The organism is Gordonia sp. McavH-238-E, from assembly GCF_022348225.1.
GTDB lineage: Bacteria > Actinomycetota > Actinomycetes > Mycobacteriales > Mycobacteriaceae > Gordonia > Gordonia terrae.
Map to the genome: position 1 here is coordinate 24958 of NZ_JAKRFE010000021.1, position 25858 is coordinate 50815.

The following is a 25858-nucleotide window of genomic DNA, read 5'->3' on the forward strand; positions in this document are numbered from 1 at the left end:
CGATTCGTGAAGGTCTGCATCATCGGCGGAGGTCACGGCTCTTATGCGGCCGCGGCCGAGCTCAGCGAGAAGGACCACCATGTCACCTGGTGGCGGCGGGACGGCGCGGCGTTCTCGTCGCTGGTCGAGCGCGGAACCCTCGACCTCGACGACCATCGCGGCAGCAGGCAGATCACCGTCGACAACGGTGACGGCAGGGGCATCTCGATCGTCACCGACCTCGCCGAGGCGGTGTCCACCGCCGAGGTCATCGTCGCGCCGGTTCCCGCGTTCGCCCACGAGTCGCTCGCCCGGCAACTCGCCCCGCATCTGCGCGACGGTCAGGTCGTCTATCTGCCGCCGGGCAGCTTCGGATCCATCGTCTTCGCGCAGGCGGTACGCGCCGCGGGCAACCCCGCCGACGTCGCGTTCGCCGAAACCGGGACCCTGCCCTACCTCGCACGCAAGCACGGCGACACCCGCGTCGTGGTCAGCGGATACGCCACGCGTCTGCCCACCGGCGTCTTCCCGGCGCGGCACACCGACCGGGCGCTGGCGGTCCTCGGCGAGGTCTACCCCGCCGTCGAACGCGTCGAGGACGCCCTCAGCGGCGCGCTGATGAACGCCGGACCGATCATCCACCCGCCACTCATCCTGATGAATGCCGGTCCGCTGGAACACTTCCCGTCGTGGGACATCCACAACGAGGGCACCCAGGACTCCATCCGGCGGGTCACCTCGGCGCTCGATGCCGAGCGCATCGCGGTCCGCGAGGCGCTCGGCTATGCCGCACCGCATTTCCCGCTCGCCGACCACTACACCGCCGACGGCGACGAGTGGATGTACGGCAACGCCGCCCACGAGAAGCTCACCGACAGCGGCGACTGGCGCGAGAACATCGACCTGCACACCCACCGCTACATGGTCGAGGACGTCGAGATCGGGCTGGCGCTGCTGAGTTCCGTGGCGCGGTGGGCGTCGGTGCCGTCTCCGGTGGCCGACGGTCTGCTCGCCCTGGCCGGCGCGGTCACCGGCCGTCCCGCCGCGACCGGCGGGCGGACCCTGGAGAGCCTGGGGTTGGCCGAACTCGACCCGTCCGGCATGCGGGCACTGCTCCACGACGGACCGGCGCGGTGACGGGCCGTCACGTCGCCGTGGTCGGCGCCGGCCGGATGGGCCAGGGCATCGCCGCGGCACTGGCCTTCGGGAACGTCGCGGTGTCGGTCGTCGACCTCCGTGACCGCGGCGCCGACGCCGCGGCCTACCTCGAGGGAGTCCGTGCGTCGATCCGACAGGCACTGGCGCACAAGGTCACGCTCGGCCTGCTCGCGGTCGAGGACCTCGAGGATGTCGCCGCGCTGGTGACGGTCGTCGGCGAGGTCGACGCCCTCACCCCGATGGCCGCGGCGGATCTCGTCTTCGAAGCCGTGCCGGAGGTCGCCGGGATCAAACGCGATGCGCTCGCGTGGATCGAGGCGATGGTCGGCGACACCGTCCCCATCGCGTCGACCACGTCGAGCTTCCTCGTCGACGAACTCGCCGGCGCATTGTCGGCGCCGGCGCGTTTCCTGAACGCGCACTGGCTGAATCCGGCCGATCTCATGCCGCTCGTCGAGGTGGCGCCCGGCACGGCGACGGGTCCCGGGGCCGTCGACGCCACCCGCGAGCTGCTGCTCGCGGTCGGCAAGGTGCCCGTGGTGTGCGCGCCGTCGCCCGGATACATCGTGCCCCGGCTCCAGGCGCTGGTGATGAACGAGGCCGCACGCATGGTGGCCGAGGGCGTGGCCAGCGCCGAGGACATCGACACCGCGGTCCGCATCGGATTCGGTTCGCGCTTCGCGGTTCTCGGCCTGCTCGAGTTCATCGACTGGGGCGGCTGCGACACGCTCTTCCACGCGTCGAACTACCTGAGCCGCGAACTCGGCGAGAGGTTCGCACCCGCGCCTCTGGTCGAGACGAACATGACGTCCGGGCGCCGCGGGATCTCGGACGGCGCAGGCTTTTACGAGTTCGACCCGTCGACCGTCGACGACTATCGGGCACAGCGCATCGCCGATTTCGCCCGTGTCCTCGACGCGGTCGGACGCCTCGCCCGCCATGAGGAGTTCAGCACGGCCGACTGACGTCTCGGGCGATCCCCGCACCCCGCCACCGGGCCGGACCCGGTGGCGCGGTGAAACGCGCTCGAACGCGTCCAATAGCTCGGCGTTGTAAAGCTTTTCCCGATTCCCCGCGTCGCGCGGGTTCGACACAATCGATCCATCCACGAGTACAGCCAACGAACGCCGGCCTCGACGGTCCGTTCGCCCACCGATGAGGAGTGATCCGTGGTAACTCTCGACAATTCTGCACCGCCCGACCCGACGGCACCGAGCACCGAGCAGCCCCGGCGGGAACGGACCACCCGCGTCGCCGTCGCATCCGGCGTCGGCACGATCATGGAGTTCTACGACTTCGCGATCTACGGCACCGCGACGGCGCTGGTCTTCAACAAGATCTTCTTCAACGTCGACGATCCCTGGTTCGGCACCTTCCTCGGATTCGCGACCTTCGCTGTCGGTTTCGTGATGGCGCCGATCGGCGCCCTGATCTTCGGACACTTCGGGGACAAATTCGGTCGACGCAAGGCGCTGACCGCAGCCTTCCTGCTCATGGGCGGGTCGACGCTGGCGATGGGCATCCTCCCCGACTACCAGGCCATCGGGATCGTGGCACCGATCATCCTGGTCTTCCTCCGCATGGTGCACGGCATCTCGCGAGGCGGTGAGATCGGCGGCGCCGCCCTGCTCGCCGCCGAACACGCGCCGGCGCACCGGCGTGGCCTGTACGGCTGCTTCGTCACCCTGGGCTCGCCGGTCGGCGGCATCCTGGCCAACCTGTCGTTCGCACTCGTGCTGCTGATGCCGATGGAGCAGGTCCTGGCCTGGGGCTGGCGCATCCCCTTCCTCATCGGCGGAGTCGTGCTGGCGATCGGGGTGTGGACGCGATCGAGGGTGAGCGAGACACCGGACTTCGTCGCGTCCCAGCAGGCCGAGGAGAGCTCACCGCCGGCCTTCGCCGTGCTCCGGCAGAACTGGCGTCGTGTCGCCCTGGCCGCCGGGATCAACGTCGGGCAGAACTGTTACGCCTTCCTGTTGTTCACGTTCATGCTCTCCTTCCTGACCGAGACCGATCCGGGACGCGGCTTCGAGCGGTCGCCGGTGGTCCTCGGCAGCACGCTGGCGCTCGCCTGTCATGCCGCGACCGTCGTGCTCGGCAGTTACCTGTCCGACCGGCTGGGCCGCAAGACGGTGATCGGATTCGGCATGATCACCTCACTGCTGTTCGCGCCGATCCTGTTCTGGGTCACCGCATCCGGGTCGCTGACCGCCTGCATCACGGTCATCTCGATCGGCTTCGCCCTGACCGGCTTCGTCTACGGTCCGATGCTCACGACCTTCGCGGAGCTGTTCCCGATCACGCAGCGCTACAGCGGCATCGGGATCGGCTTCCAGGTCGGCGCGGTGCTGGGCGGCGGGCTGGCCCCGATGATCGCGAACCGGATCGTCAGTGCCACCGGCAGCGTGATTCCCGTCGGGATCTATGCGGCGGTCCTGATGGCGATCAGCCTCTGCTGCCTGATGGTCATCCGGGAGACGGCCCCTGCCCTCGTCGGCCGACCCTCGCGCGGGCAGCGCCTGCGCAACTGACGCACACCTCGGACGATTGACAGCATCCTGTCATATATGACAGGATGCTGTCATTGTCGTTCACGAGGAGGCCTCATGAGAACCGTTCATCTCGCCCTGTATCCGACGCTCGCGGACTGGGAGTTCGGCTATGTCGCAGCGGGCATCAACAACCCCGACTACCAGGCCGAACCCGGATCGTTCCGGATCGTGACCGTCGGCGCGTCCGCCGAGCCGATCCGCACGATCGGCGGGGTCACGATGGTGCCCGACACCACCCTCGACGCCATTGGACCCGAGGACAGCGCGATGCTGGTGCTGCCCGGCGCCCAGATCTGGGAGTCCAACGACGCCTTCGTCGACGCGGCCCGGCGGTGGGCGGACGCCGGGACACCGGTCGCCGGGATCTGCGGCGCGACACTGGGGCTCGCGCGCGCCGGCCTGCTCGACGACCGCCGCCACACCAGCAATGCGCCCGAGCAGCTCACACCCACGGGATATGCGGGCGCCGCGCACTACGTCGACGCTCCCGCCGTCACCGATCGCGGGGTGATCACCGCCGCGGCGATCGCGCCCGTCGACTTCGCCCGCGAGGTCTTCGCGCTGCTCGGTCTCTACACACCGCCGGTTCTCGACGCCTGGTATCAGCTCTACGGCCATCAGGACCCCAGCGGCTTCTACGCCCTGGCCGGCGAGCAGTGAGAGACCATCAGGACCTGCTGTCGGCCTCGGCACTGACCGCGTTTCGCCTCAACGGCCAGTTCCTCGCCCTCGCCGAGCGCCTCGCCGCCCCCGCCGAGCTGACCGCCACCCGATGGCAGGTGCTCGGCGCGGTCCTCGACGAGCCGCTACCGGTCGCGGGCATCGCACGGGCGATGGGGATCACGCGGCAGAGCGTCCAGCGCACCGCCGACCTCCTCGTCGCCGACGGACTGGCCGAATACCGGGACAATCCGGCCCACCGCCGGGCCAAGCTCGTCGCGCCCACGGCAGCGGGACTCGCCGCCGTGCGGGCGATCAACCCCGGGCACCGCGAGGCGGCCGATCGTTTGGCGACCGTCCTCGACCCCGCGCGGTGGGAACAGGCCCTGCACGCGCTACATGACCTCAGCGCCGCCCTCGACACACTTGATGACCAGCACTGATGTCCAATTGTTGACAATCGTACGATCGAGCGTCACCGTGTACCCATGACCGCCAGTGTTGACTCCCCGATCCGCTCCGGCCAGACCGCGTCGCTGAGCCCGGCGCTGAAGCAGGCGACCCCCGTGGTCGTCGACACCGCGGCGGGCTCGTGGATAAGGGGCACCGACGGTCGCGACTATCTCGACTTCACCACCGGTATCGGCGTGACCAGCACCGGACACTGCCACCCGCACGTCGTCGCGGCCGCGCAGGCACAGTGCGCCAAGGTCATCCACGCGCAGTACACCACCGTGATGCACACCCCGCTCCTCGAGCTCACCGCGCGCCTCGGGTCGGTGCTGCCCGCCGGACTCGACTCGGTCTTCTATGCGAACTCCGGTTCCGAGGCCGTCGAAGCCGCCGTCCGCCTGGCACGGATGGCCACCGCGAAACCCAACATCATCGTGTTCCAGGGTGGTTTCCACGGCCGTACCGTCGCGGCGGCCAGCCTGACGACCGCCGGGACGCGTTTCTCCGCAGGCTTCTCCCCGCTGATGAGCGGCGTGCACATGGCACCGTTCCCGTACGCCTACCGCTACGGCTGGGACACCGACACCGCCGTCGATTTCGCGCTGCGCGAGCTCGACTATCTGCTGCAGTCGCGGGTCGCGCCCAATGACACGGCCGCCTTCCTCATCGAACCGGTTCTCGGCGACGGTGGATACCTGCCCACCCCGCCGCGCTTCCTCCAGGGTCTGCGGGAGCGCGCCGACCGCCATGGCATCCTCCTCGTCCTCGACGAGGTGCAGGCGGGATTCGGCCGCACCGGCAAGTTCTGGGGTCACCAGCACGCGGCGGGCCTGACACCCGACATCCTGATCACCGCCAAGGGCCTGGCATCGGGATTCCCGATCTCGGCGATCGCGGCACCGACGGAGTTGATGAGCAAGGCCTGGCCCGGCTCGCAGGGCGGTACATACGGAGGCAACGCCGTGGCGGCGGCCGCCGCGATCGCCACGCTCGACGTGATCGAGTCCGAGGGCCTCGTCGAGAACGCCCGCGTGCGCGGTGAACAGCTACTCGCCGGCCTGCGGCAGGTGTGCGCCGCCTTCCCCGGCGTCGGGGACGTCCGCGGCCTGGGACTGATGGCCGGCATCGAGTTCATCGCCACCGACGCCACCGGGAACACCGCGCCCGACGCGGCGGCCGCGCTCGCCGTGCAGCAGGCCACCACCGCCCAGGGGTTGCTCTCGCTCACGTGCGGTCCGGCGGCCAACGTCGTGCGACTCATTCCCGCCCTCGTGGTCACCGCCGAGGAGATCGACCTCGGTGTGGCCCGTTTCGGTGCCGCCCTCGCCGCGGCACTCGGTTAGACCGACAGCTCGGTCACACATGCCACGGGTGGACATCGCAGCCGAACTCGCCGAACTCGGTGTCGACGCGGACTCCTCGACGCGTCGCCTCGCCGAATACTCCTACGACGCTTCCAATTACCGGGTACCGCCGCTGGCGGTCACGTTCCCGCGCACAGCGCGAGACGTGGCCACCGTGGTCGGATGGTGCCATGAGCGCCGGATCCCGGTGGTCCCCCGCGGCGGCGGGACCTCGATGGGCGGCAACGCGATCGGGCCCGGAGTGGTGATCGACCTGTCCCGGCATCTCAATGGCGCCCTGTCCGTCGACGCCGACTCCGCGACCGCGGTCGCCGGCGCGGGGATCGTACTGACCACCCTCGCCGCCGAGGCACGAGCCGCCACCGGCGGTACGCTCACGTTCGCGCCGGACCCGTCGTCGGCGTCGCGCGCGACGCTGGGCGGCGCGATCGGCAACGACGCCTGCGGCAATCACTCGGTCCGACACGGCCGCACCAGCGATCACATCGTCGAGCTCCATCTCGTCACAGCAGAGGGGTTGCTGCTCACCGCAACCCGCGACGGCCTGCGGGCCACCGATCCCGCCGACGCCGCGGCGGGGGCGCGAGCGGCCGAGATCACCGGGTCGCTGCGTGACCTGGCCGCCGCGAACCTGGCGATCCTGCGCACCCAGCTCGAGACCATTCCGCGACAGGTCTCCGGTTATCATCTCGCGAAGCTGCTGCCGGAGAACGGGTTCGACGTGGCGCGCACCCTCGTCGGCAGCGAGGGAACCTGCGCGATCGTCGTGTCGGCGACCGTGACGCTCGTGCCGGTCCCGACCTCGCAACTCCTGCTGTGCGTGGGCTACCGCTCCCCCGCCGACGCCGCCCGGGACGTCCCGGCGATCCTCCCGTTCGCGCCGTCGGCCATCGAGGGCATCGACCGTAAGATCGTCGCGACGATGGCGGCGCGACGTGGCCTCGAGTCTGTCGCCGGTCTGCCCGACGGATCCGCATGGCTCTTCATCGATCTCGACGACCACAGTGCCACCGCGCAGTCGGAGGCCGACGTGCCCGCGACCGCCAAACGCCTTCTGGATCACCTGCGCGCGCAGGGTCGGATGATCGACGCCACGGTTGTCGACGACCCGGCCCGCCGCAAGGCACTCTGGCGGGTTCGCGAGGACGGCGCGGGGCTGTCGTCGCGCCTCGCCGATCCCGATGACGAGAGCATCGGCGACGGTTACGAATCCTGGCCGGGCTGGGAGGACGCCGCCGTCGCACCCGAACGACTCGCCGACTACCTCGACGACTTCGCCGAACTGCTCGACCGGCACGGCCTCACCGGCGTCATGTACGGGCACTTCGGCGCCGGTTGCATGCACGTGCGGATCACATTCGACCTGCGCTCCCCCGAGGGTCGTGCGGTGATGGCACGCTTCTGCGCCGAAGCCGCCGAACTCGTGGTGCGCCACGGCGGTTCGCTGTCCGGCGAGCACGGTGACGGGCGGGCCCGATCGGCGCTGCTGCCCGTCATGTACACCCCGGCGATGATGTCGGCCTTCGCCCGGTTCAAGTCGATCTGGGACCCGCACGGAATCCTCAACCCGGGCAGCATCGTCGACCCGCCCCCGATCACCACCGACCTGGCTCTCGCCGAGGTGCCGCGCCGGAGCTGGCCCACGGCTTTCGATCTCGGCCCCGAACTCCCCCTGCTCGACCCGTTCGTGCACGCCGTACAGGGATGCATCGGCGTGGGGAGGTGCCGTGCGGATTCCGGCGGGGTGATGTGCCCGAGCTACAAGGCCACTCGCGACGAGAAGGACTCGACCCGCGGCCGGGCGCGCGTGTTGCAGGACATGGTCCGCACCGCGCCGAGCGTCGACGAGGGCTGGCGGTCGACCGATGTCGCCGAGGCCCTGGACCTGTGCCTGTCCTGCAAGGCCTGTTCCACCGACTGCCCGACCGGCGTCGACATGGCCACCTACAAGTCCGAGTTCCTCCATCACCACTATCGGCGCCGGCTCCGGCCGCTGTCGCACTACTCCCTCGGCTGGATGCCCGCGTGGTTGTCGGCGGCCGGGCTCACGGCACCGGTCCTCAACCGCGCACTGCGATCCCGGCTCAGCGGTCTCGCCGCGCGCGCAGGCGGACTCGACCCCCGGCGCACGGTGCCCGCGTTCGCCACCCGACGGGCGCGGCGCACCCACCTCGGGGCGCTCTCCCCGGTCGACGCGAGTTCCACGGTCGTGTTGTTCGTCGACTCCTTCACCCGCGCCTTCCGGCCGCACGTCGCCACCGCCGTGGCCGAGATCCTCCGAGCCGCCCACCCCGTCGACCGTGCGTCGGATTCCGTCGGCTGTACGGCCGACAACTGTTGCGGTCTCACATGGATCTCGACGGGACAGCTGAATCGGGCCCGAAAGGTGCTGCGTCGCACCGTCGCCGATCTCGACGACGGGACGGACCGGCCGATCGTGGTGGTCGAACCCAGTTGCGCCGCGGCCCTGGCGAAGGATCTGCCCGAACTCGTCCCGACCGAGGCCGCACGTCGCGTCGCAGCACGCGTCCGGAGTTTCGCCGCCCACCTTCCCGCACTGCTCGACGCGGGGTGGCGACCACCGCCCCTACCCGATGAGGTGACGGTGCAGACCCACTGCCACGAGTACTCGGTGTTCGGCGCCCGGGTGGGCGTCGCCGCTCTCGAGGCGCTCGGAATAACCGTGCACACCGCAGACGGATGCTGCGGTGTCGCCGGCAACTTCGGCTTCGAGAGAGGGCACTACGAGGTCAGCATGGCCGTCGCCGAGAACAGTCTGGCTCCGGCCCTGCGGAAAGCACCCGACCGGCCGGTGATCACCGACGGTTTCAGCTGCGCGATGGCCGTCGAACACCTCGCGACCGTGGACGACGGCCTCTCCCCCGGCCGTGTCCGCGGAGTCCATCTCGCCGAATTGCTCACCTCAGCACCCGACACAGCCACCGACCTCCGAGGAGTACGACCGTGACCGGCTCAGTGACCGCAACCCCCCACTCCGCACCCGATGTCGTGTCGCGCGTCAGCACCGATCTGTTCATCGACGGAACATGGACCCCGGCCGCCTCGGGTCAGCGATTCGACGTGGTCAACCCGGCCACCGGCGACGTACTCGCCCGAGTGGCCGACGCCGACGTCACCGACGCCCGGCGCGCACTCGAGACCGCGGCGGCACATCAGGCCGACTGGGCCGCGACCTCGCCCCGCCACCGCAGCGAGATCCTCTACCGCGCACATCAGTTGATCATGGCGCGGGTGGACGAGATCGCCGCGGTGATGACCGCCGAGATGGGCAAACCCCTCGCCGAGGCCAAGGGCGAGGTCGCCTACGGCGCCGAGTTCTTCCGCTGGTTCGCCGAGGAGGCGGTCCGCATCGGCGGCGACTCCACCACCACCGGCGACGGATCGCACCGGATCGTGGTGACCAGGCAGCCGGTGGGGCCGTGCATCCTCATCACGCCGTGGAACTTCCCGCTGGCCATGGGAACCCGCAAGATAGGGCCTGCGGTCGCGGCCGGTTGCACCATGGTTCTCAAACCGGCCGAGTTGACCCCACTCACCACGCTGTTGCTGGCCGACATCCTCGTCGAGGCGGGTCTGCCGTCGGGGGTGCTGAACGTCGTCACCACCAGCGACCCGTCGACCGTCGTCACCGAGTGGATGGAGAGCGGACTCGCCCGCAAGATCAGCTTCACCGGGTCGACCGAGGTGGGGAAACTCCTCCTGCGCCAGGCTGCGGGGACGGTCATGCGAACGTCGATGGAACTGGGCGGCAACGCGCCGTTCATCGTGTGCGCCGACGCGGACATCTCGCGAGCCGTCGACGGACTCATGTTCGCCAAGATGCGCAACATCGGCCAGGCGTGCACGGCCGCCAATCGGGTCTTCGTGCACCGCAGCGTGATCGACGAGTTCACCGATTCCTTCGCCGCGAAGATGTCCGCGCTGCGGGTGGGTGATGGTGCGGCCGAGGGCGTCCAGGTCGGGCCTCTCGTCGAATCGAGAGCCGTCGAGAAGGTCTCGGCACTGGTGTCCGACGCCGTGGCGAAGGGCGCCTCGGTCGTCTGCGGGGGCGAGAACCCGGCCGGCCCGGGCTTCTTCTATCCGCCGACCGTCCTGACCGGCGTCGGGCTCGACGCGGATCTCACGCGCACCGAGATCTTCGGACCCGTCGCCGCGATCATCCCGTTCGGCGACGCCGACGACCCGGGCGATCCCGCGGCCGACGACGAGGTCCTCGCGCTGGCCAACGACACCCCCTGGGGGCTGGTCGGCTATCTGTTCAGCCAGGACGTCGACCGCTGCGCCAGACTGTCGGCTGCGCTGGAAACCGGTATGGTCGGGGTCAACACCGGCGCCGTGTCCAATCCGGCAGCCCCGTTCGGGGGTGTCAAGGAGTCCGGACTCGGCCGCGAAGGCGGACGCGTGGGCATCGAGGAGTTCCTCGACGTGAAATACACGGCCACGCCGATTCCCCGTCGCTGACAACACTTCCCGGAACCAGTCCCGGTCAGACAGGAGCGCGAAGACCATGTACCTGGGGGCTCAGCTCTTCAGCGACAGCGAGTACGAACAGCGCCTGACCCGAGTCCGTGAGCTCATGGACCGACAGGGTCTGTCGGCGATCATCGTCACCGATCCGGCCAACATCTTCTATCTGATCGGGTACAACGCCTGGTCGTTCTACACCCCGCAGATGCTGTTCGTGCCGATCGACGGCGAGATGGTCTTCTACGCCCGCGAAATGGATGCGCATGGCGCACACCGCACGACGTGGTTGTCCGCCGACCAGATCGTCGGCTATCCGGAGAGCTACGTCCACCGGCCGCACCTGCACCCGTTCGACTGGGTCGCCTGGTCGTTGCGTCAGCGTCACCTCATCGCCCCGGCGTCCAACACCGGGTCGGTGGGCCTGGAGATGGACTCGCACTTCTTCTCGCCCAAGGCCTACCGCGCGCTGTTCAACGCGATCCCGGAGTGGAAGCTCGTCGACAACTTCGAACTCGTCAACTGGGTACGATCGGTCAAGTCCGAAGCCGAGGTGCAGCTCATGCGCCAGGCGGGCATGGTCTGCTCGAAGGCGATGCGCGCCGCCATCGACACCATCGACATCGGTGTCCGGCAATGCGATGCGGCGGCGGCCATCTCGCAGGCGCAGATCACCGGGACCCCGGAGTACGGCGGCGACTACCCGGCGATCGTCCCGATGATGCCCACCGGCGCGGCGGCCGACACCCCCCACCTCACCTGGCATCAGGGAACTTTCGCCGAAGACGAGGCGGTGGTCATCGAATTGACCGGTGCGCACAGCCGATACCACTGCCCGCTCGCCCGCACGGTTTCGCTGGGCACCCCGAGCAAGGACCTCGACTACGTCGCCAAAGCAACCGCCGAGGGGTTGAACAACGTGCTGGAGGCCATCAAACCGGGCGTGGCCACCCGCGAACTCGCCTCCACCTGGAACTGGACGCTCGCGAAGTACGGCCTCGAGAAACCCTCACGTCTGGGTTATTCGATCGGGATCGGCTATCCGCCCGACTGGGGTGAGCGCACCATCAGCATCCGCAGCGAGGACGAGTCGGTGCTCGAGACCAACATGACCTTCCACATCGTCTGCGGAATGTGGATGGACAACTACGGTTTCGAACTGTCCGAGTCGGTCCGGGTCAGCCCGACCGGTGTGGAGACCTTCACCGACTTCCCCCGCGAACTGATCCACAAATGAGCAACGTCAACAAGAAATGACACCACCCGATCCCTGAGGTGCGAGGAGCGCAAGCGACGAGCCACGAAGGGCTGCCGAGACGAGGTGAAGAAAGTGACCACAACCGAAACCGCCTACCAGAACCGACATTCGGCGCCGACACTGCCGCTGGCGGGCCGCGCCAAGGACCTCGTCGGTTCGATGATCGACTCGTCGACCTCGCTGCTGGCCGCGCAGTCCCACGACATCGTGCGTTTCGCGATGGGTTCGCCGGCGGACGAGGCCGTGCCGGCCGACGAGTTCCGGCAGATCGCCGGGGAGATCCTGGACAACACGTCGTTCACCTACGGGGCGACGGAGGGCGAGCCCCGACTGCTGCAGCTCCTCGTCGACTATCTGGCCACGACTCCCGATCCGTCGTCCCTGGACCGGCTGGTCATCACCACCGGGGGGATGCAAGGACTCGACCTCGCCTGCAAGCTGTTCGTCGACCCCGGCGACCTGGTCGTCGTCGAGTCCCCGACGTACACCAACGGCAGCGCCACCGCGCTGTCGTATGGCGCGCAACTGCTCGAGGTGCCCGTCGACGACGACGGCATGCAGGTCGATCAGTTGGAGGCGCTGGTTGCTCGTACCCGTCAGACGCCCAAGGCGATCTACACCATCCCGACGTTCCAGAATCCGTCCGGCGTCACCATGTCCGAGGAACGACGCCGCGAGCTGCTGCGGCTGGCGCACACCTGGGGGTCGGTGATCATCGACGACGACCCGTACGGGTTGCTGCGGTTCGCCGGCACCGACATCCCGACCTTCCAGACCCTGAGTCCCGGTGATCCGCTGATCTTCTCGGTGCGCACCTTCTCCAAGATCCTCGCCCCGGGCTGGCGGGTCGGCTGGGTCGACGCCGATCCGTCACTGCGTCAACTGCTCATCAACGGCAAGCAGGCGATGGACACCTGCACCAACGTGCCCAACCAGCACATCGTCGCGGAGTACATCGCACGCGGCGGTCTCGAGGACCACCTCGCCGGGATCCGGGTGCTGTACCGGGAGCGCAAGAACGCCATGCTCGACGCCATCGGGCGTCATCTGGGCGATCGGGTGGTGACCACGAATCCCGAGGGCGGCTTCTTCCTGTGGGTCACGCTGCGCGACGAGTTCGCCGAGATCGACACGCGGGAACTCTTCGAGGTCGCCCTCGCCGACGGGGTCGCGTTCATCCCCGGACCCGCGCTGTCACCGGGCGGCCGCTTCCGCAATTCGATGCGTCTGTGTTTCGCGTCGAGCATGCCCGAGCGAATCGACGAGGGTGTTCGACGTCTCACGGCCAGTCTTGAGAAGATGGCCGGGTGAGTGGTGAACAGGACCTGACCGCAGCCGAGTCCGCAGTACTCGGTTTCATCGACGAGGCCGCCATCACCTCGCTCACCTCGGCCCTGGTCGAGGCGCCCAGCGAAAATCCCGGAGGCACCGAATCGGCCGCGGTCGCGGTGCTCGGCAACGCCTGCCGCGCGCTCGGTTTCGAGGTCACGACGCATGAGGTGGCCCCCGGGAGACCCAATCTCGTCGCCACCGTGGGTGCCGGGACAGCACCGGGATTGATGTTCCTCGGTCATTCGGACGTGGTCCCGGCCGGACCCAACTGGTCGGCCGACCCGTACACGGTCCGCATCCGCGACGGCCGCATCTACGGTCGCGGTGCCACCGACATGAAGGGTGGACTGGCCGCCGTCGTCGCGGCGATGAGCGCGCTGACTCGGACTCCTGAGGTCGGCACCGACCTCGCCGGACCGGTCCGACTGGTGTGCACGGTCGACGAGGAGGAGCACGGAATCGGGGTGCGGGACTTCGTGAGCCGTCCCGCCGATCATGAGTTCCTCGGTTGCGTGGTCGCCGAACCCACGGACATGCAGGTCGTCCGCGGCTGTCGCGGCGCGTCGTACATCGAGATCGAGGTGACCGGACGCGCCGCGCATTCCGGGCGCCCCGCGGACGGACGCAGCGCCATCGACGCCGCAGCCGCCATCGTCGAGATCATCCGCGTCGACGCCGCGCGACTGGCCGGGAACTCCGACGACCTGCTCGGCCACGGCACCTGGAATGTCGGGACGATCGCGGGCGGGCAGGGCATCTCGGTGGTCGCACCGGGTTGTTCGCTGGGCATCGACCGGCGACTGATGCCCGACGAGGACCCGCATCGGATCGCCGAGATGCTCCGAACCACGATCCGCGAGAAGGGGATAGACACCGACGGCATCACCGTAGACGTCCGGGTGACCATGGAGATGCCCGGTTTCGCCACCGACGCCGCACATCCGCTCGTCACCACGGCCGTCAGCGCGGTCATCGATGCCGGTGCCGACACGTCGGTCGGCGGCTGGACCGCCGCCTGTGACGGCGGGTTCGTCAGCCGCGACCTCGGCGTCCCGTCGATCGTCCTCGGTCCGGGCAACATCAACACCGACGCCCATCAGCCAGACGAGTCGGTGGCCATCGCCGATCTGGTCATCGCGGCGAGAGCGTACGCCCTCGCCGCGATGCGGCTGCTCGGCCGCTAGTTCGCTTTCTGCTTCTGCAAGGACGTGAAATCGTTCTCGAGGCTCGGGATCTCGGTGCCGCGGAGCGAGGCGCCCGCGGTCTCCTTCAGGAAGCACAGGGCGACCATGCCGATGGCACACGCGCCCATCATGTAGACCGCCGGGAACAGGTTCCAGTCGGTGCTCTCGACGACGGCATCGTTGACCAGCGGGGCTGTGCCGCCGAAGGCGGCGGTCGCGACGTTGTAGGAGATCGCGAAACCGGCGTACCGGACCTGCGTCGGGAACATCGCCGGGAATGTCGCCGAGATGGTCGCGAGCTGCGGTATGTAGAGCACGCCCAGGATGACGAATGCCACGATCGCCCAGGCGAACCCCTGCCCCATCAGCCAATAGAGCGGCAAGGCGAGGACGAACAGGCCGATCAGCGAACCCCACCACATCGGTTTGCGGCCCGTCGAATCCGACCACCATCCGAAGAACGGGATCAGCAACATCATGACCAGCTGACCGATGAGGTTGACGACGCTGGCGGAGGTCTCGGACAGATCGATCGTGTTCTGCAGATAGGTCGGCTGGTAGGCCAGCAAGGTGTAGTTGGCGACGTTCAGCGCGATCACCAGACCGAACATCGTGATGATCGGACGCCGGTAGTTGACCAGCAGGTCCTTGAATCGGGTCCAGGCCGACCCCTTGATCTCGTTGTCCTGCTCCAGTTCCTGGAACACGGGGGTGTCTTCCATCTGCGACCGCAGGTAGAGACCGATCAGGCCCATCGGGAGAGCGAGCAGGAACGGGATACGCCAGCCCCACTGGTCCATCTGGCTGTCGGTCAGCGCCAGCTGCAACAGCAGGACGAACAGTGTGCCGCCGCAGAAGCCGGCCAGCGTTCCGAATTCGAGGAACGATCCGTACTTGCCGCGCTTGTTGTCGGGCGCGTACTCGGCCATGAACGTTGCGGCACCGCCGTATTCACCGCCGGTGGAGAAGCCCTGGATCACCCTGAGCAGGATCAGCAGGACCGGCGCCCAGAAGCCGATGGACGCGTGTGTGGGCAGCAGACCGATCAGCGCGGTCGCGCCGGAGATGAGCAGGATGGTCATCGCGAGAACGGATTTGCGGCCGATACGATCGCCGATGGGTCCCCAGACCATGCCGCCCAGGGGCCTCAGCACGAAGGAGATCGCGAAACCGAGCATGGTGCCGACGGTTCCGAAATCGCCCGGGAAGAATGCCTGGGTCAGATAGACCGAGGCCGCGGCGTAGACGCCGTAGTCATACCACTCGGTGGCGTTGCCGATCGCCGAGGCGCCGATGGCCTTTCGGAGGAGTTTCTTGCCCTCGGGAGAGTTCGGGTCCGGTGCGAGCTGCTCGTATGTGTCTGCTGTCGTCGTGTCGCTCATCTGCGCTTCCTGATTCGTGGGGCCGCTGAGGGTCGAGCTCGTCGTGCAGCGCTCGGTGGACCCACGAGATGCACTCAGCGACGTTCTCGACTGTGCGCTCTCCGGCCGCGGGCGATCAGCCCCTGGCCACCTGAAGGTTTGCGGCGTCCTCGCCGTCACCGATCAGGCGACGCAACCCGTCGGCCATGTGCTCGATCATCAGAGCATCCGCCGCCACGGCATCTCCCGCGGCGATGGCGTCCACCAACGCCTGGTGTTCGTCGATCCGATCCTTTCCCGAGGAATACGTTCCCCGCATGGCTCGCAGGCACATTCGCGTCTCCACGAGAATCGTCTCGTGCAGGCGCGAAAGCCTCTGACTTCCGGCGTATTCCACCAGGGTCTGATGGAAAGCCATGTCCGCCTCCGCCATCCCGGCGCCGTTGGGCTCGCCGATGTGGTCACGCATCGCGTCGACGGCCTCACCCAGCGCCTGCACCGCCTCCTGCTCGCGATGCGCAATCACCTGCTGCGCGGCAGCACGTTCCACGGCGGTCCGCGCTACGTACATGTCCCGGATGTCGTCGTCCTCCATCGACACCACGAACAGCCCGCGGTTGCGGTGGCTGACCAGCAACCCCTCGGCGGTGAGACGCTGCATGGCCTCGCGGAGGGGACCACGACTGACGCCCAGGTCGGCCGCCAGCCCCGACTCCGTCAGTTGCGAGCCGGGTGCGAAGTCCCCGTTTGCGATCGCATCGTGCAACTTACGCGCGATGATCGCCGGTGTCGATTCCTGAACCAGCGGCGACAACACCCGGCGACGTGGCGATTTGCTCCGTTTTGGCTGGTGAACGACGGTTCGATCAACTCCCGGATCCTCCGGACCCGGAGTCTCGGCCCCCACCTTCATCGTCACCGTCATCCCCTCTTTCTTACCGTGAATGGCGCGCATAAGTCAGTGTTTCCCCGCGCGCGCCGCCCATCCAGACGTCGTTGCAGGCAGCTGCGAACTCGTCGAGACCCTCGACGATGGTCGCGAACACATTGCCCGGGACCCAGCCCACATCGCCGTTGACCAGCAGATTGTTGCGGCCGTAGAACACCGCGAGGTCGATGAGCAGCCGATGCTCGGCGGGGGCCGATCCGCTGTCATAGCCGTAGGCCGGGTTCTCGAGCACCCCGTCGAAAGTGAAATAGCACAGATCACCCGGGATCGGGGTGATGGTGGTGTTCTCCATCCCCGGTTCCGCCGGAGCGAAGGCCGGCAGCAGCGTGTAGATCTCGTTGCGCGCGAACTTGCCGTGAAAAACCTGCCCTCCCAGCGGCAGTGCGTCCCAGACCGCGGCGGCGGTGCGCGGCGCCTCGGCATCCAGCATCCGCGCCACCGCGCGCACGCCTCGCTTCTCCAGTGTCACGGTGATGAATCGGTCATCTCGGGACCGTGCGCCCGTCCGCTGTTCCTCCGTCACGGCCGATCCCCCAACATGGTGAAGCCGGCGGCCGCCTCGTACGCCGCCGCGACGCGCAGAACGGTTGCGTCATGATGGCGTGCGCCGACGAACTGCGCCCCGGTCGGCAGACCATCGGCGAATCCGCTCGGCACGGAGATCGCCGGTTGGCCGGTGAGATTGAACGGGTAGGTGTAGGGGGTCCACGAGGTCCAGTCGGGAGATGCCGACCCGTCGGGAACCGTGCGACCGGCCCCGAATGCGACGGTCGGCATCGACGGGGTCAGCAGGACGTCGAATTCCTGGTGGAGAAGGCTCATCTGGGTGCCCATCTCCATCCGCAGGGCGGTGGCACCGACGACATCGGCCGCGCTGAGGTCGCGGTGGCGCTCGAGCGCTTCGATCAGCAGCGGGTCCACCCGCTCGGCGGCATGCGGGCCGAGCCCCCGCACGACGACGCCGGCACCGGCGAACCAGATGACGTGATAGGCCCAGGCGGGGTCATCCCAGCCCAGATCGACCTTCTCCACCGTCGCCCCGAGCTGCTCGAGGACTGATGCGACCCGATCGGTATTCGCCTGGACACCTGGGTCATTCGAGCCGAATCCGAGATCGGCGCTGTACCCGACACGGAGATCCGCGAGGTCGCGAACCTCGTGGACCGCCGTGGCCATACTCGTCGACGACGGGGGCAGGGCGGACCAGTCGCGCGCGTCGAATCCGCTCAGGACATCCAGCAGCGCAGCACAATCCGACACGGTCCGTGTCATCGGGCCGACGTGTGCCACCGGCGCGAACGGACTCGGCGGATACATCGGCACCCGTCCCATCGTGGGTTTGAACCCGACGACGCCGCAGTAGGCGGCCGGTATACGGATGGAACCGCCACCGTCGGTGCCGACCGACAGCGGCCCCAGACCGGCGGCGAGGGCCGCGGCACTGCCCCCGCTCGACCCGCCCGGTGTCCGCGTCGTATCCCACGGGTTGCGGGTGACACCGGTCCGCGGACTGTCGGTCACGCCCTTCCAGCCGAACTCCGGCGTGGTGACCTTGCCGAGTAACACCGCGCCGGCCTCACGCAGACGGGCAACGGCCGGCGCGTCGGTGTCCCACACCATCTGATCGGGTTCGACCATCAGCGAACCGCGCAGTGTCGGCCATCCGGCGGTGAGGAGGAGGTCCTTGATCGAGACGGGCACTCCGTCGAGTGGACCGATGGGCGTCCCGGCCGCGAATCTCGCCGTGGATTCCACGGCCGCAGCCATCGTCCGGTCCCGGTCGACCAGGCAGAACGCATTGATCGGCGGATCGACGTCCTCGATGGCGTCGAGCAGGTCCGTCGCCACCGTCTCCGGTGTGAGCGCACCGGTACGGTAGGCCTCGGCCAGTTCCGTGGCGCTGAGCCACCGCGTGGCGTCCGACATGCGCCCCCTCGGAGAGTTGGTAGATTGTTGACAATCTACCTTGGAGGTGTGGGCGTGACAACTGCCGTCGCCATGCTGTATCCCGGCCACGCCGCCGAGGACGACTACGAACTCATCGAGGCGGCCATCGGTGCCGCGGCACCCTCCCTCGGGGTCCGATTGCCGGTCCTCATCACCGAGGTGGACTCCGACGATCACACCGTCGAGGCCATGGCAGCGGTCGGCGAACGGGACCGCCTCGCCGACGGCGTTCGGCGAGCGCTGGACCACCATCCGTCGGCGGTCATGTGGGCGTGCACCTCCGGCAGTTTCGTCTACGGCTTCGACGGCGCCCGACGCCAGGCCGCCGACGTCGCCGACCGGGCCGGCCGTCCGGCCTCGTCGACATCGCTGGCGTTCGCCGGGGCGTGCAGGCATCTCGGCCTGTCGCGGGTCGCGATCGCCGCGACCTACCCGGAGCCGCTGGCCGCCCGGTTCATCGGGTTCCTCGCCGACGCCGGTGTCGAGGTTGTTGCCCTGCGCGCCAACGACATCGGGACCGCCACCGAGGCAGGCACATTCGACGGTGACGGGTTGTTCGAGATGCTCGCGGCCGCCGACTGCGATTCGGCACAGGCGATCGTGGTTCCCGACACCGCATTACACACCGCGATGTGGATCACCGACCTCGAGACCTACGTCGGCAAACCCGTGCTCACGGCCAACCAGGTCACCGCGTGGGAGGGGCTCCGGCTCGCCGGTCTCTCGGTCGAGGTGCCCGGCCTCGGGAGCCTGTTCACCTCTCCGTCCGACCCACCCGCTGGTTGAGCAGCGAGGAGCACAGCGACACCACATGCCGCACACCAGGATGCACTGGTCCGGTCCCGTCGCGCGAGGGATGAGATCGTCAGAAGGGTGGTGGGTCGAGGCGGTCGAGTTCTTCGCGGGCTCGTTTGTTGCAGGCGCGTTCTTGTCGCCGGCGGGCGAGTTTGGCGTCCAGTCGGCTGTGCGTGCGCTCCGGGTTGTCGGAGGTGATCACCCGTGGGGTGGGTGGGGCTTGGGCGGCTTGTTCGAACCGGATCCGACGCACATTGGGGAAGGTGTCTTCGAGGGTTTCGGCGTCCCCGGGAAGGGTGACCCCTTCGGGGGTCTCGTAGTCGGTGACCAGGCGTCCGTCTTCGTCGCGGTACTGCACATCCACCCAGTCCCCGTGGGTCTTGAACAGGTGACTAGGGCGGCATTTGGCGTTGAGGTTCTCACTCGACGTCGCCCCACCCCGGGCAGGATCGGTGTGGTCGTACTCGGTGACATGGTCGAGATCGCAGGCGAACGCCGAACGGGTGCAGCCGGGCTCGGTGCAATAGCCGTCCCGCACCCGAACGAAATCAGCGCACGACGCGGTCGGCCGGTACCCGTTGCCAGGATGGGTCGCCGGATACACCACCGCAACGGCCGAGGCGAGGCCACCGGTCCCGCCGACGCCACCGGATTCGGCTGCGTCGACATCAGTGCCGCAGTGGACATTCGAACCGATTGTGTCGGCCGGCGCGGGGCGATGGGCAGTTCGCTGCGCGTCATCGTCGGCGGTACCGACCACATAGGTGGGTGCGGTACGGGCAGGGGTCACCGGGGTGAGGGTGGCGTCGGGGCGGGCGGCGAGGTCCCGGACGTGTTCATCGCTGATGATGCCGTGCTCGTCGAGGAATCCCACCCCTGGCGCCCCAGCGAGGGTCGCGGCATCGGTCACCACATGAATCACGACCTCAGCGCGCACCGCGTCGAGCACATCCTGTAGGTCTGGGATCTGTGCGGTGCACGGTTGTTCGTCGTCGCACTGGCACTCGAATGGCGTGCGGGTCAACAGCGCGAACATCGCATCGGATCGTCGTATCCCCTGAATGCGGCCATCTCGCTTACAGACGGCATCAGCGAGGATGGCGACGGCTTTGGCCGAGATCCGCACGTTTTCCGCCGACATCACGGCGGTGAGTTCGGCGGTGCCGTCGGGCAGTTCATGGGTCCACACCCCCCGTTGATCCATCGCGTCTTTGCGGCGTTGCCGTACCGCATCCGGATCGTGCCGGAAAACGAGGCGGTCGACCATGTCGCGTAACCGCGCCCGATCCCACACACCCTTACGGCGCCGCACAGTATCGGCGATCTCGGCATCAAGGACAGGGGTGATCGGGTCATCGGCGGGGATCAGCTCGGTGCGGGAGATGATCAACCGGATCTGCCACTGCGACAGGACCCCGTCACGCAGCGTGTCGGCAACCTCGGGCAACCGGTCACGCAGCGCGATGGCCTCATCGATCAGGGTTTCGGCATGCCGGCGCGACACCCCGGCCTGGCGGGCGATGCGCGCGGCGCAGTCGGCGTGGCCGTCCATCACGAATCCCGACGCGCTGGTGGTGACCAGGCGGTCGACCATCACCGCGATCGTCTGATACCGATGCCAGGCGAGATAGGACTCTCCGCGTCGTGACGCGTCGAGGCCGGCCATCAACATGACCATGTCGGTCTCGGCCGCGCAGGCAGGGTCGACCCCGGCGACGAACTCGCCCGGCAGATCGGTCCACACCCTCACCACGCCCCCCGACGCCTGTTTCGTCACCCGCCCCGATCGCGCGTGATCTGTTACCAACCAATGTAAACCCGACCACCGACAATTTCGAAAGAGTCTCCACCGCAGGTGAGATCGTCGTCGACGAAATGAACTCTGCGAGTTGCAGTATGGTTCTGGCCGGGTTCGCGGGTGGCTGAGTTCCTCGGGTCACCAGGTGGTTTCGACACGGCGCCTCGCTCCGCTCGGGGCCGGCTCAACCAACGGGTTGGGGGCTCAACCAGCGGAAGGGGCGCCGGTTCAACCCCACAGGAGGCGAACTGTCGAAGAAACCGGAGGCCGCAACAATGCACAGTCAACGGGATCCGACGCATAGTCGACACAATCGGACGCACGGTCGACGAGAACTGACGCACAGTCGACGAATCACGACACCCAGTCGACGGGGTCGGACGCACGTCAATCCAGCACTGCCTTCGCGACCGTGATGCACGTCGTGATCCACTCACGGTCGGTCGGGCGCAGTGCGCGCGACGCACGTTCGGCATCCTCGATCGCCCAGTGCGCGTTGAGGATCATCCGCACGATGACCCAGTCGCGCGCACGATCCGGATCGAGGTTCGCCGCGTCGGTGATCGTGGAGAAGCGCCGGCGGATGTCGTATCGCACGTCGGAAGCGCGCGTGTCCAGACGGTTCCACATCATGGGGGCGAGTTCGTAGTGTGCATCACCCGACATCGGGCTGGGATCGATGGCGACCCAGCGGCCGTCGGCATCGGCGAGGACGTTCTCGTGGTGGAGGTCGCCGTGCACGATGACGCCCACGGTGGCGGCGTCGGCGAGGAAGTCCCGGCCGAGGGAGAGCGCTTGCTCGACAAAGCGTCTCGGCACCGGCGCGTCGCGCGGGATGCCGGCCAGGTCGTCCAGCCACCGCTCCAGATGCGCGGTGAGTGGCGTGAGCCGGCCCGGCGCCGGGATGTGCAACCGGCCGTAGAGACCGGCGACCACCAGACAGGCCTCGTCGTCGTCGACGGTCGTCAGGTCGCGTCGGGTGAGTCGTTCGAGGAGGATCGCGCGGCGACGGGGATCGGCGCGCAGCATTCGCACCGCCCCACGACCGTGCCAATGGTGCAGTCCCAGAGCCTCGTGCGCGCCCTCGTCGTCTCCGTCGAACGCCACCTTCAGGACAGCCGGCGCACCCTCGCGATCGAACACCGGGACCACGAGCGATTCGAACCCGTGCCACAACTCGTCGCCGTCGCGGCGCAGGGCCCACTCGTCGAGGAGTCCCGAGATCGTGACCGGGAGGCGTCGCAGCCAGTCCGCCCAGAGCGGCCCCAACTCGGCCTGATCCGACAATCCGGCCGGGATGTCGGAGGCGGCGATCATCCCGGCCCCGACCGGACGAATCGGTAGCCCATCCCGGCCTCGGTGAGGAGGTGGCGGGGATGTGCTGGATCCTCTTCGAGTTTGCGCCGCAGGCTCGCCAGGTAGACGCGCAGATAGTTGCTCTGCCCGAGATATCCTGGACCCCAGACCGAGGTCAGGATGTCGCTCTGCGACACCAGCTTTCCCTCGTGACGTACCAGCAGTTCCAGGATGCCCCACTCGGTCGGCGTGAGATGGACCGGAACTCCTCCGCGAGTCACCTGTTTCGCGGCGAGGTCGACGACGAACGCGCCCGCGTCCACCACCGGGGACTCCGACGTCGCGTTCGACGCGGAGCCACGCCGCAGTGCGGCCCGCAACCGGGCCAGGAACTCCTCCATGCCAAACGGTTTGGTCACGTAGTCATCGGCCCCCGAGTCCAGGGCGACGACCTTGTCGGCGGCGTCGGTCCGCGCCGACAGGACGATGACGGGAACGGTCGTCCACCCGCGCAACCCCTCGAGGACCGTCAGGCCGTCGATGTCGGGCAGGCCCAGATCGAGCACCACCACGTGCGGGTCCTCCCGCGCCGCCGCCGTCAGCGCGGCGGCACCGGTGGCCGCGGTCGTCACCGCGAAGCCGCGCGCGTTGAGGTTGATCCGCAAGGCCCGCAACAACTGCGGCTCGTCGTCGACGACCAGGACCCTCGTCTTGTCGGTCGTCGATTTCTCCGGACTCATCCGACCGGCCCTCCCGTCACCACGGGAGCGTCGTCGTCGGTCGCGGGCAGGTCGACGACCATCGTGGCACCGCCACCCGGCGTGTCCTCGATGCCGAGCACTCCCCCGATCGCGGTGACGAATCCCCGTGCCACCGACAACCCCAGACCCACCCCCGACGACGCGCCGCTGGTGTCACCTCCCTGATGGAAGGCCGCGAAGACCCGGTCGCGGTCCTCGACCGGGAGACCCGGTCCGTGGTCCACGATGCGGATCACACATCGGGGCGGGTCGGCCGCGGTCAACCCGGCGGTGACCTCCACATGGCCGCCGGCGTGGCGCCGCGCGTTGTCGATGAGGTTCGCCAGCGCACGTTCGAGCAATCCGGGATCCGTGTAGGCCCAGGCGTGCCCGAGGTCGAAGGACAGGGCGGGCTCCGGATCGAGTCGGGCCACCGCCGCGGCGGCGCGATGCACGACCTCGGGGAGGAAGGTCCGCTGCCGGTGCGGCCGGACCGCGCCCGCGGCGAGCCGGGAGGAATCCAACAGGTTCCCCACCAGCGAGGTGAGGTGGTCGACCGACTCGTCGACGGTGGCCAGCAGTTCTGCGGTGTCCTCGGCGCTGAAGGTGACGTCGTCGCTGCGCAGGCTCGACACCGCGGCCTTCGCCGCGGCCAGTGGTGTCCGGAGGTCATGGCTGACCGCCGAGAGCAGAGCTCGGCGCAACTCGTCGGTGCGCGCGAGCGCCTCGGCCGTCGCCGCCTCGGCTTCCAGGGCGTGACGCTGCACCGCGCCCGCGGCCTGCCCGGCCACCGCCGCGAGTACACGGCGGTCCCGCGCACCGAGTTTCGGTCCACGCAGGAGCAGTTCGAACGTCTCGCCGGGCACGACGCACACCGTGTCGGCGTCCTCGGGTGTCGCCGGTGGCGAGGAGCCCACCGCGGCCTCGACCGTGCGAGTCGAGCGTGAGGTCCGCCGCACGACCGCCACCGCCGACTGGTCGTAGGTCTCGCGGAATCGTTCCAGCAGGACCGGCACGTCGGCACCGCCGAGCACGACGCTGGAGAACAGCGCCAGCAACTCGGCCTCGCGCGCGGCGTCCTGCGCCTGCGTGCGCCGGACGGTTGCCGAATCCACCAGCGCGGCAACCGCGATCGCGATCACCAGCATGACCAGGATGGTGATCAGATTGTCGGGCTGGCTGATCGTGAACGTGAATCGCGGGTCGGTGAAGAAGAAGTTCAGCAGCAGCCCCGAGATCACTGCCGACAGAGCAGCCGGCAGGATGCCGCCGAGCATCGACACCGCGAGCACCGCAACGAAGTACAGCGCCGACTGGCTGGCGAAGCCCAACCACGGATCGAGTGCCTGCAGCAGCCCGGTGAGACCGACCGGGACCACGACCGCGAACACCCAACTCAACGGCCGGTGAAAGCGGGTGTCCCGGATGTCGAGCCGGGACCGTCGGGTCGTCTCGTCATGGGTCACCATGTGCACATCGATGCGGCCGCTCTCGCTGACCACGGCGGCCCCGACACCCTCGTCGAAGATCCGCTGCCACCTCGGTCGCCGCGACGTCCCGAGAACGAGCTGGGTGGCGTTGACCCCGCGGGCGAACTCCAGCAGCGTGCTCGGGATGTCGTCGCCGACGACGGTGTGGATCCGTGCCCCGAATCCCGCGGCGAGCTCCTTGAGCGCGGCGAGGTCGATCCCCGCACCGGTCAGCCCGTCGCCGCGGACCACGTGGACGGCCAGCAGTTCCGCGCTCGAACGCGATGCGATCCGACTCGCCCGCCGGAGCAGCGTCGGCGACTCGGCGCCGCCGGTGACGGCTACGACGACCCGCTCGCGTGCTTCCCACGTCTCGGTGATCGAATGTGCCGTACGGTAATCCGCGAGCTTGTCGTCGACCTGGTCGGCCAGCCACAGCAGCGCGAGTTCACGGAGCGCGGTGAGATTGCCCTGCCGGAAGTAGTTGGCCAGGGCACCCTCGACACGTCCGCCCGGGTAGACCTTGCCCGCGGACAGGCGCTGCCGCAACGCCTGCGGATCGATGTCGACGAGTTCGATCTCGTCGGCGCCGCGCACGATGTCGTCGGGCACGGTCTCCCGTTGCACCACTCCGGTGATCTGGGCGACGACATCGTTCAGGCTCGCCAGGTGCTGGATGTTGATCGTCGAGTACACATCGATGCCGGCACCGAGCAACTCCTCGATGTCCGCCCACCGCTTGCGATTTCGAGATCCGGGGACATTCGTGTGCGCGAGCTCGTCGACGAGTGCCACCTGCGGTCGGCGACCCAGCACCGCGTCGAGATCCATCTCCTCCAGCGGCGTCCCGCGGTACGACCGGCTGATGCGCGGAACGGTCTCCAGTCCCTCGGCAAGCGCGGCAGTGGCCACCCGGCCGTGGGTTTCGACGATGCCGATCACGACATCCGTCCCCTCGTCGACGAGGGTTCGGGCCTGGGCGAGCATCTCGTAGGTCTTCCCGACACCGGGTGCACAGCCGAGGAACACCCGCAGTGTCCCCCGCCCCTCGGAGAGTCCGGCCGGTGAGGTCATCGGC

The 25858-nt window shown here is 68.5% G+C and carries 20 protein-coding genes; 12 read left to right on the forward strand and 8 right to left on the reverse strand.

The features are described from left to right. The first annotated feature begins 6 nt into the window (after positions 1 to 6). The 11 genes from MHN80_RS25830 to MHN80_RS23220 all read left to right on the forward strand — a co-directional run bounded on the left by MHN80_RS25830 (position 7) and on the right by MHN80_RS23220 (position 14425). On the forward strand, positions 7 to 1116 hold the full coding sequence (locus tag MHN80_RS25830; protein ID WP_004021333.1) for an NAD/NADP-dependent octopine/nopaline dehydrogenase family protein: 1110 nt from the start codon (positions 7 to 9) through the stop codon (positions 1114 to 1116). Further along, positions 1113 to 2102 carry a 3-hydroxybutyryl-CoA dehydrogenase gene (locus MHN80_RS23175; protein ID WP_239403826.1) on the forward strand — a complete coding sequence of 330 codons (990 nt, stop codon included), beginning with the start codon at positions 1113 to 1115 and terminating at the stop codon, positions 2100 to 2102. The genes MHN80_RS25830 and MHN80_RS23175 overlap by 4 nt, the downstream gene beginning before the upstream one ends. A gap of 204 nt (positions 2103 to 2306) precedes the next feature. Further along, positions 2307 to 3668 carry an MFS transporter gene (locus MHN80_RS23180; protein ID WP_239403827.1) on the forward strand — a complete coding sequence of 454 codons (1362 nt, stop codon included), beginning with the start codon at positions 2307 to 2309 and terminating at the stop codon, positions 3666 to 3668. A gap of 75 nt (positions 3669 to 3743) precedes the next feature. Continuing rightward, a complete protein-coding gene (locus MHN80_RS23185) occupies positions 3744 to 4349 on the forward strand; it encodes a DJ-1/PfpI family protein (protein ID WP_239403828.1) in 606 nt (201 codons plus the stop codon). Continuing rightward, positions 4346 to 4792 (forward strand): MarR family winged helix-turn-helix transcriptional regulator, encoded by a 447-nt coding sequence (locus MHN80_RS23190; RefSeq protein ID WP_239403829.1) that lies wholly within the window; start codon positions 4346 to 4348, stop codon positions 4790 to 4792. The genes MHN80_RS23185 and MHN80_RS23190 overlap by 4 nt, the downstream gene beginning before the upstream one ends. A gap of 45 nt (positions 4793 to 4837) precedes the next feature. Further along, on the forward strand, positions 4838 to 6145 hold the full coding sequence (locus tag MHN80_RS23195; RefSeq protein ID WP_239403830.1) for an aspartate aminotransferase family protein: 1308 nt from the start codon (positions 4838 to 4840) through the stop codon (positions 6143 to 6145). A 19-nt stretch (positions 6146 to 6164) separates the two neighbouring features. Next, a complete protein-coding gene (locus MHN80_RS23200; protein WP_239403831.1) occupies positions 6165 to 9134 on the forward strand; it encodes an FAD-binding and (Fe-S)-binding domain-containing protein in 2970 nt (989 codons plus the stop codon). Positions 9135 to 9142: 8 nt separating this feature from the next. Then, positions 9143 to 10648, forward strand: a complete 1506-nt coding sequence (locus tag MHN80_RS23205; protein ID WP_374206410.1) for an NAD-dependent succinate-semialdehyde dehydrogenase — start codon at positions 9143 to 9145, stop codon at positions 10646 to 10648. A gap of 46 nt (positions 10649 to 10694) precedes the next feature. Further along, positions 10695 to 11888 carry a M24 family metallopeptidase gene (locus MHN80_RS23210; RefSeq protein WP_239403833.1) on the forward strand — a complete coding sequence of 398 codons (1194 nt, stop codon included), beginning with the start codon at positions 10695 to 10697 and terminating at the stop codon, positions 11886 to 11888. A 93-nt stretch (positions 11889 to 11981) separates the two neighbouring features. Further along, positions 11982 to 13220 carry a PLP-dependent aminotransferase family protein gene (locus MHN80_RS23215; RefSeq protein ID WP_239403834.1) on the forward strand — a complete coding sequence of 413 codons (1239 nt, stop codon included), beginning with the start codon at positions 11982 to 11984 and terminating at the stop codon, positions 13218 to 13220. Continuing rightward, a complete protein-coding gene (locus tag MHN80_RS23220) occupies positions 13217 to 14425 on the forward strand; it encodes a M20 family metallopeptidase (RefSeq protein WP_239403835.1) in 1209 nt (402 codons plus the stop codon). Before MHN80_RS23215 ends, MHN80_RS23220 begins: the two co-directional genes overlap by 4 nt. Here the strand turns inward: MHN80_RS23220 and MHN80_RS23225 are convergent. From MHN80_RS23225 to MHN80_RS23240, 4 genes are all read right to left on the reverse strand, one after another. Further along, positions 14422 to 15807, reverse strand: a complete 1386-nt coding sequence (locus tag MHN80_RS23225) for an MFS transporter (protein ID WP_239403836.1) — start codon at positions 15805 to 15807, stop codon at positions 14422 to 14424. The genes MHN80_RS23220 and MHN80_RS23225 overlap by 4 nt on opposite strands. 115 nt (positions 15808 to 15922) lie before the next feature. Then, on the reverse strand, positions 15923 to 16711 hold the full coding sequence (locus MHN80_RS23230; protein ID WP_239403858.1) for a GntR family transcriptional regulator: 789 nt from the start codon (positions 16709 to 16711) through the stop codon (positions 15923 to 15925). A 10-nt stretch (positions 16712 to 16721) separates the two neighbouring features. After that, positions 16722 to 17258 carry a DUF3830 family protein gene (locus MHN80_RS23235; protein WP_004021320.1) on the reverse strand — a complete coding sequence of 179 codons (537 nt, stop codon included), beginning with the start codon at positions 17256 to 17258 and terminating at the stop codon, positions 16722 to 16724. Further along, on the reverse strand, positions 17255 to 18661 hold the full coding sequence (locus MHN80_RS23240) for an amidase (protein ID WP_239403837.1): 1407 nt from the start codon (positions 18659 to 18661) through the stop codon (positions 17255 to 17257). The genes MHN80_RS23235 and MHN80_RS23240 overlap by 4 nt, the downstream gene beginning before the upstream one ends. A 54-nt stretch (positions 18662 to 18715) precedes the next feature. Here MHN80_RS23240 and MHN80_RS23245 point away from each other — a divergent pair, with 54 nt between their 5' ends. Beyond that, the gene (locus MHN80_RS23245; RefSeq protein ID WP_239403838.1) at positions 18716 to 19468 is read left to right on the forward strand and encodes a maleate cis-trans isomerase; all 753 of its coding nucleotides are present in this window, start codon (positions 18716 to 18718) and stop codon (positions 19466 to 19468) included. 79 nt (positions 19469 to 19547) lie between these two features. Here the strand turns inward: MHN80_RS23245 and MHN80_RS23250 are convergent, their stop codons facing one another. The 4 genes from MHN80_RS23250 to MHN80_RS23265 form a co-directional block, all read right to left on the reverse strand. Next, a complete protein-coding gene (locus MHN80_RS23250) occupies positions 19548 to 21221 on the reverse strand; it encodes an HNH endonuclease signature motif containing protein (protein ID WP_239403839.1) in 1674 nt (557 codons plus the stop codon). Positions 21222 to 21662: 441 nt separating this feature from the next. Further along, positions 21663 to 22592 carry an aminoglycoside phosphotransferase family protein gene (locus tag MHN80_RS23255; RefSeq protein WP_239403840.1) on the reverse strand — a complete coding sequence of 310 codons (930 nt, stop codon included), beginning with the start codon at positions 22590 to 22592 and terminating at the stop codon, positions 21663 to 21665. After that, positions 22589 to 23311: a response regulator gene (locus MHN80_RS23260; protein WP_239403841.1), complete on the reverse strand. Its 723-nt coding sequence runs from the start codon at positions 23309 to 23311 to the stop codon at positions 22589 to 22591. Before MHN80_RS23260 ends, MHN80_RS23255 begins: the two co-directional genes overlap by 4 nt. After that, positions 23308 to 25854 (reverse strand): sensor histidine kinase KdpD, encoded by a 2547-nt coding sequence (locus MHN80_RS23265; protein WP_239403842.1) that lies wholly within the window; start codon positions 25852 to 25854, stop codon positions 23308 to 23310. The genes MHN80_RS23260 and MHN80_RS23265 overlap by 4 nt, the downstream gene beginning before the upstream one ends. Between the last annotated feature and the right edge of the window lie 4 nt (positions 25855 to 25858).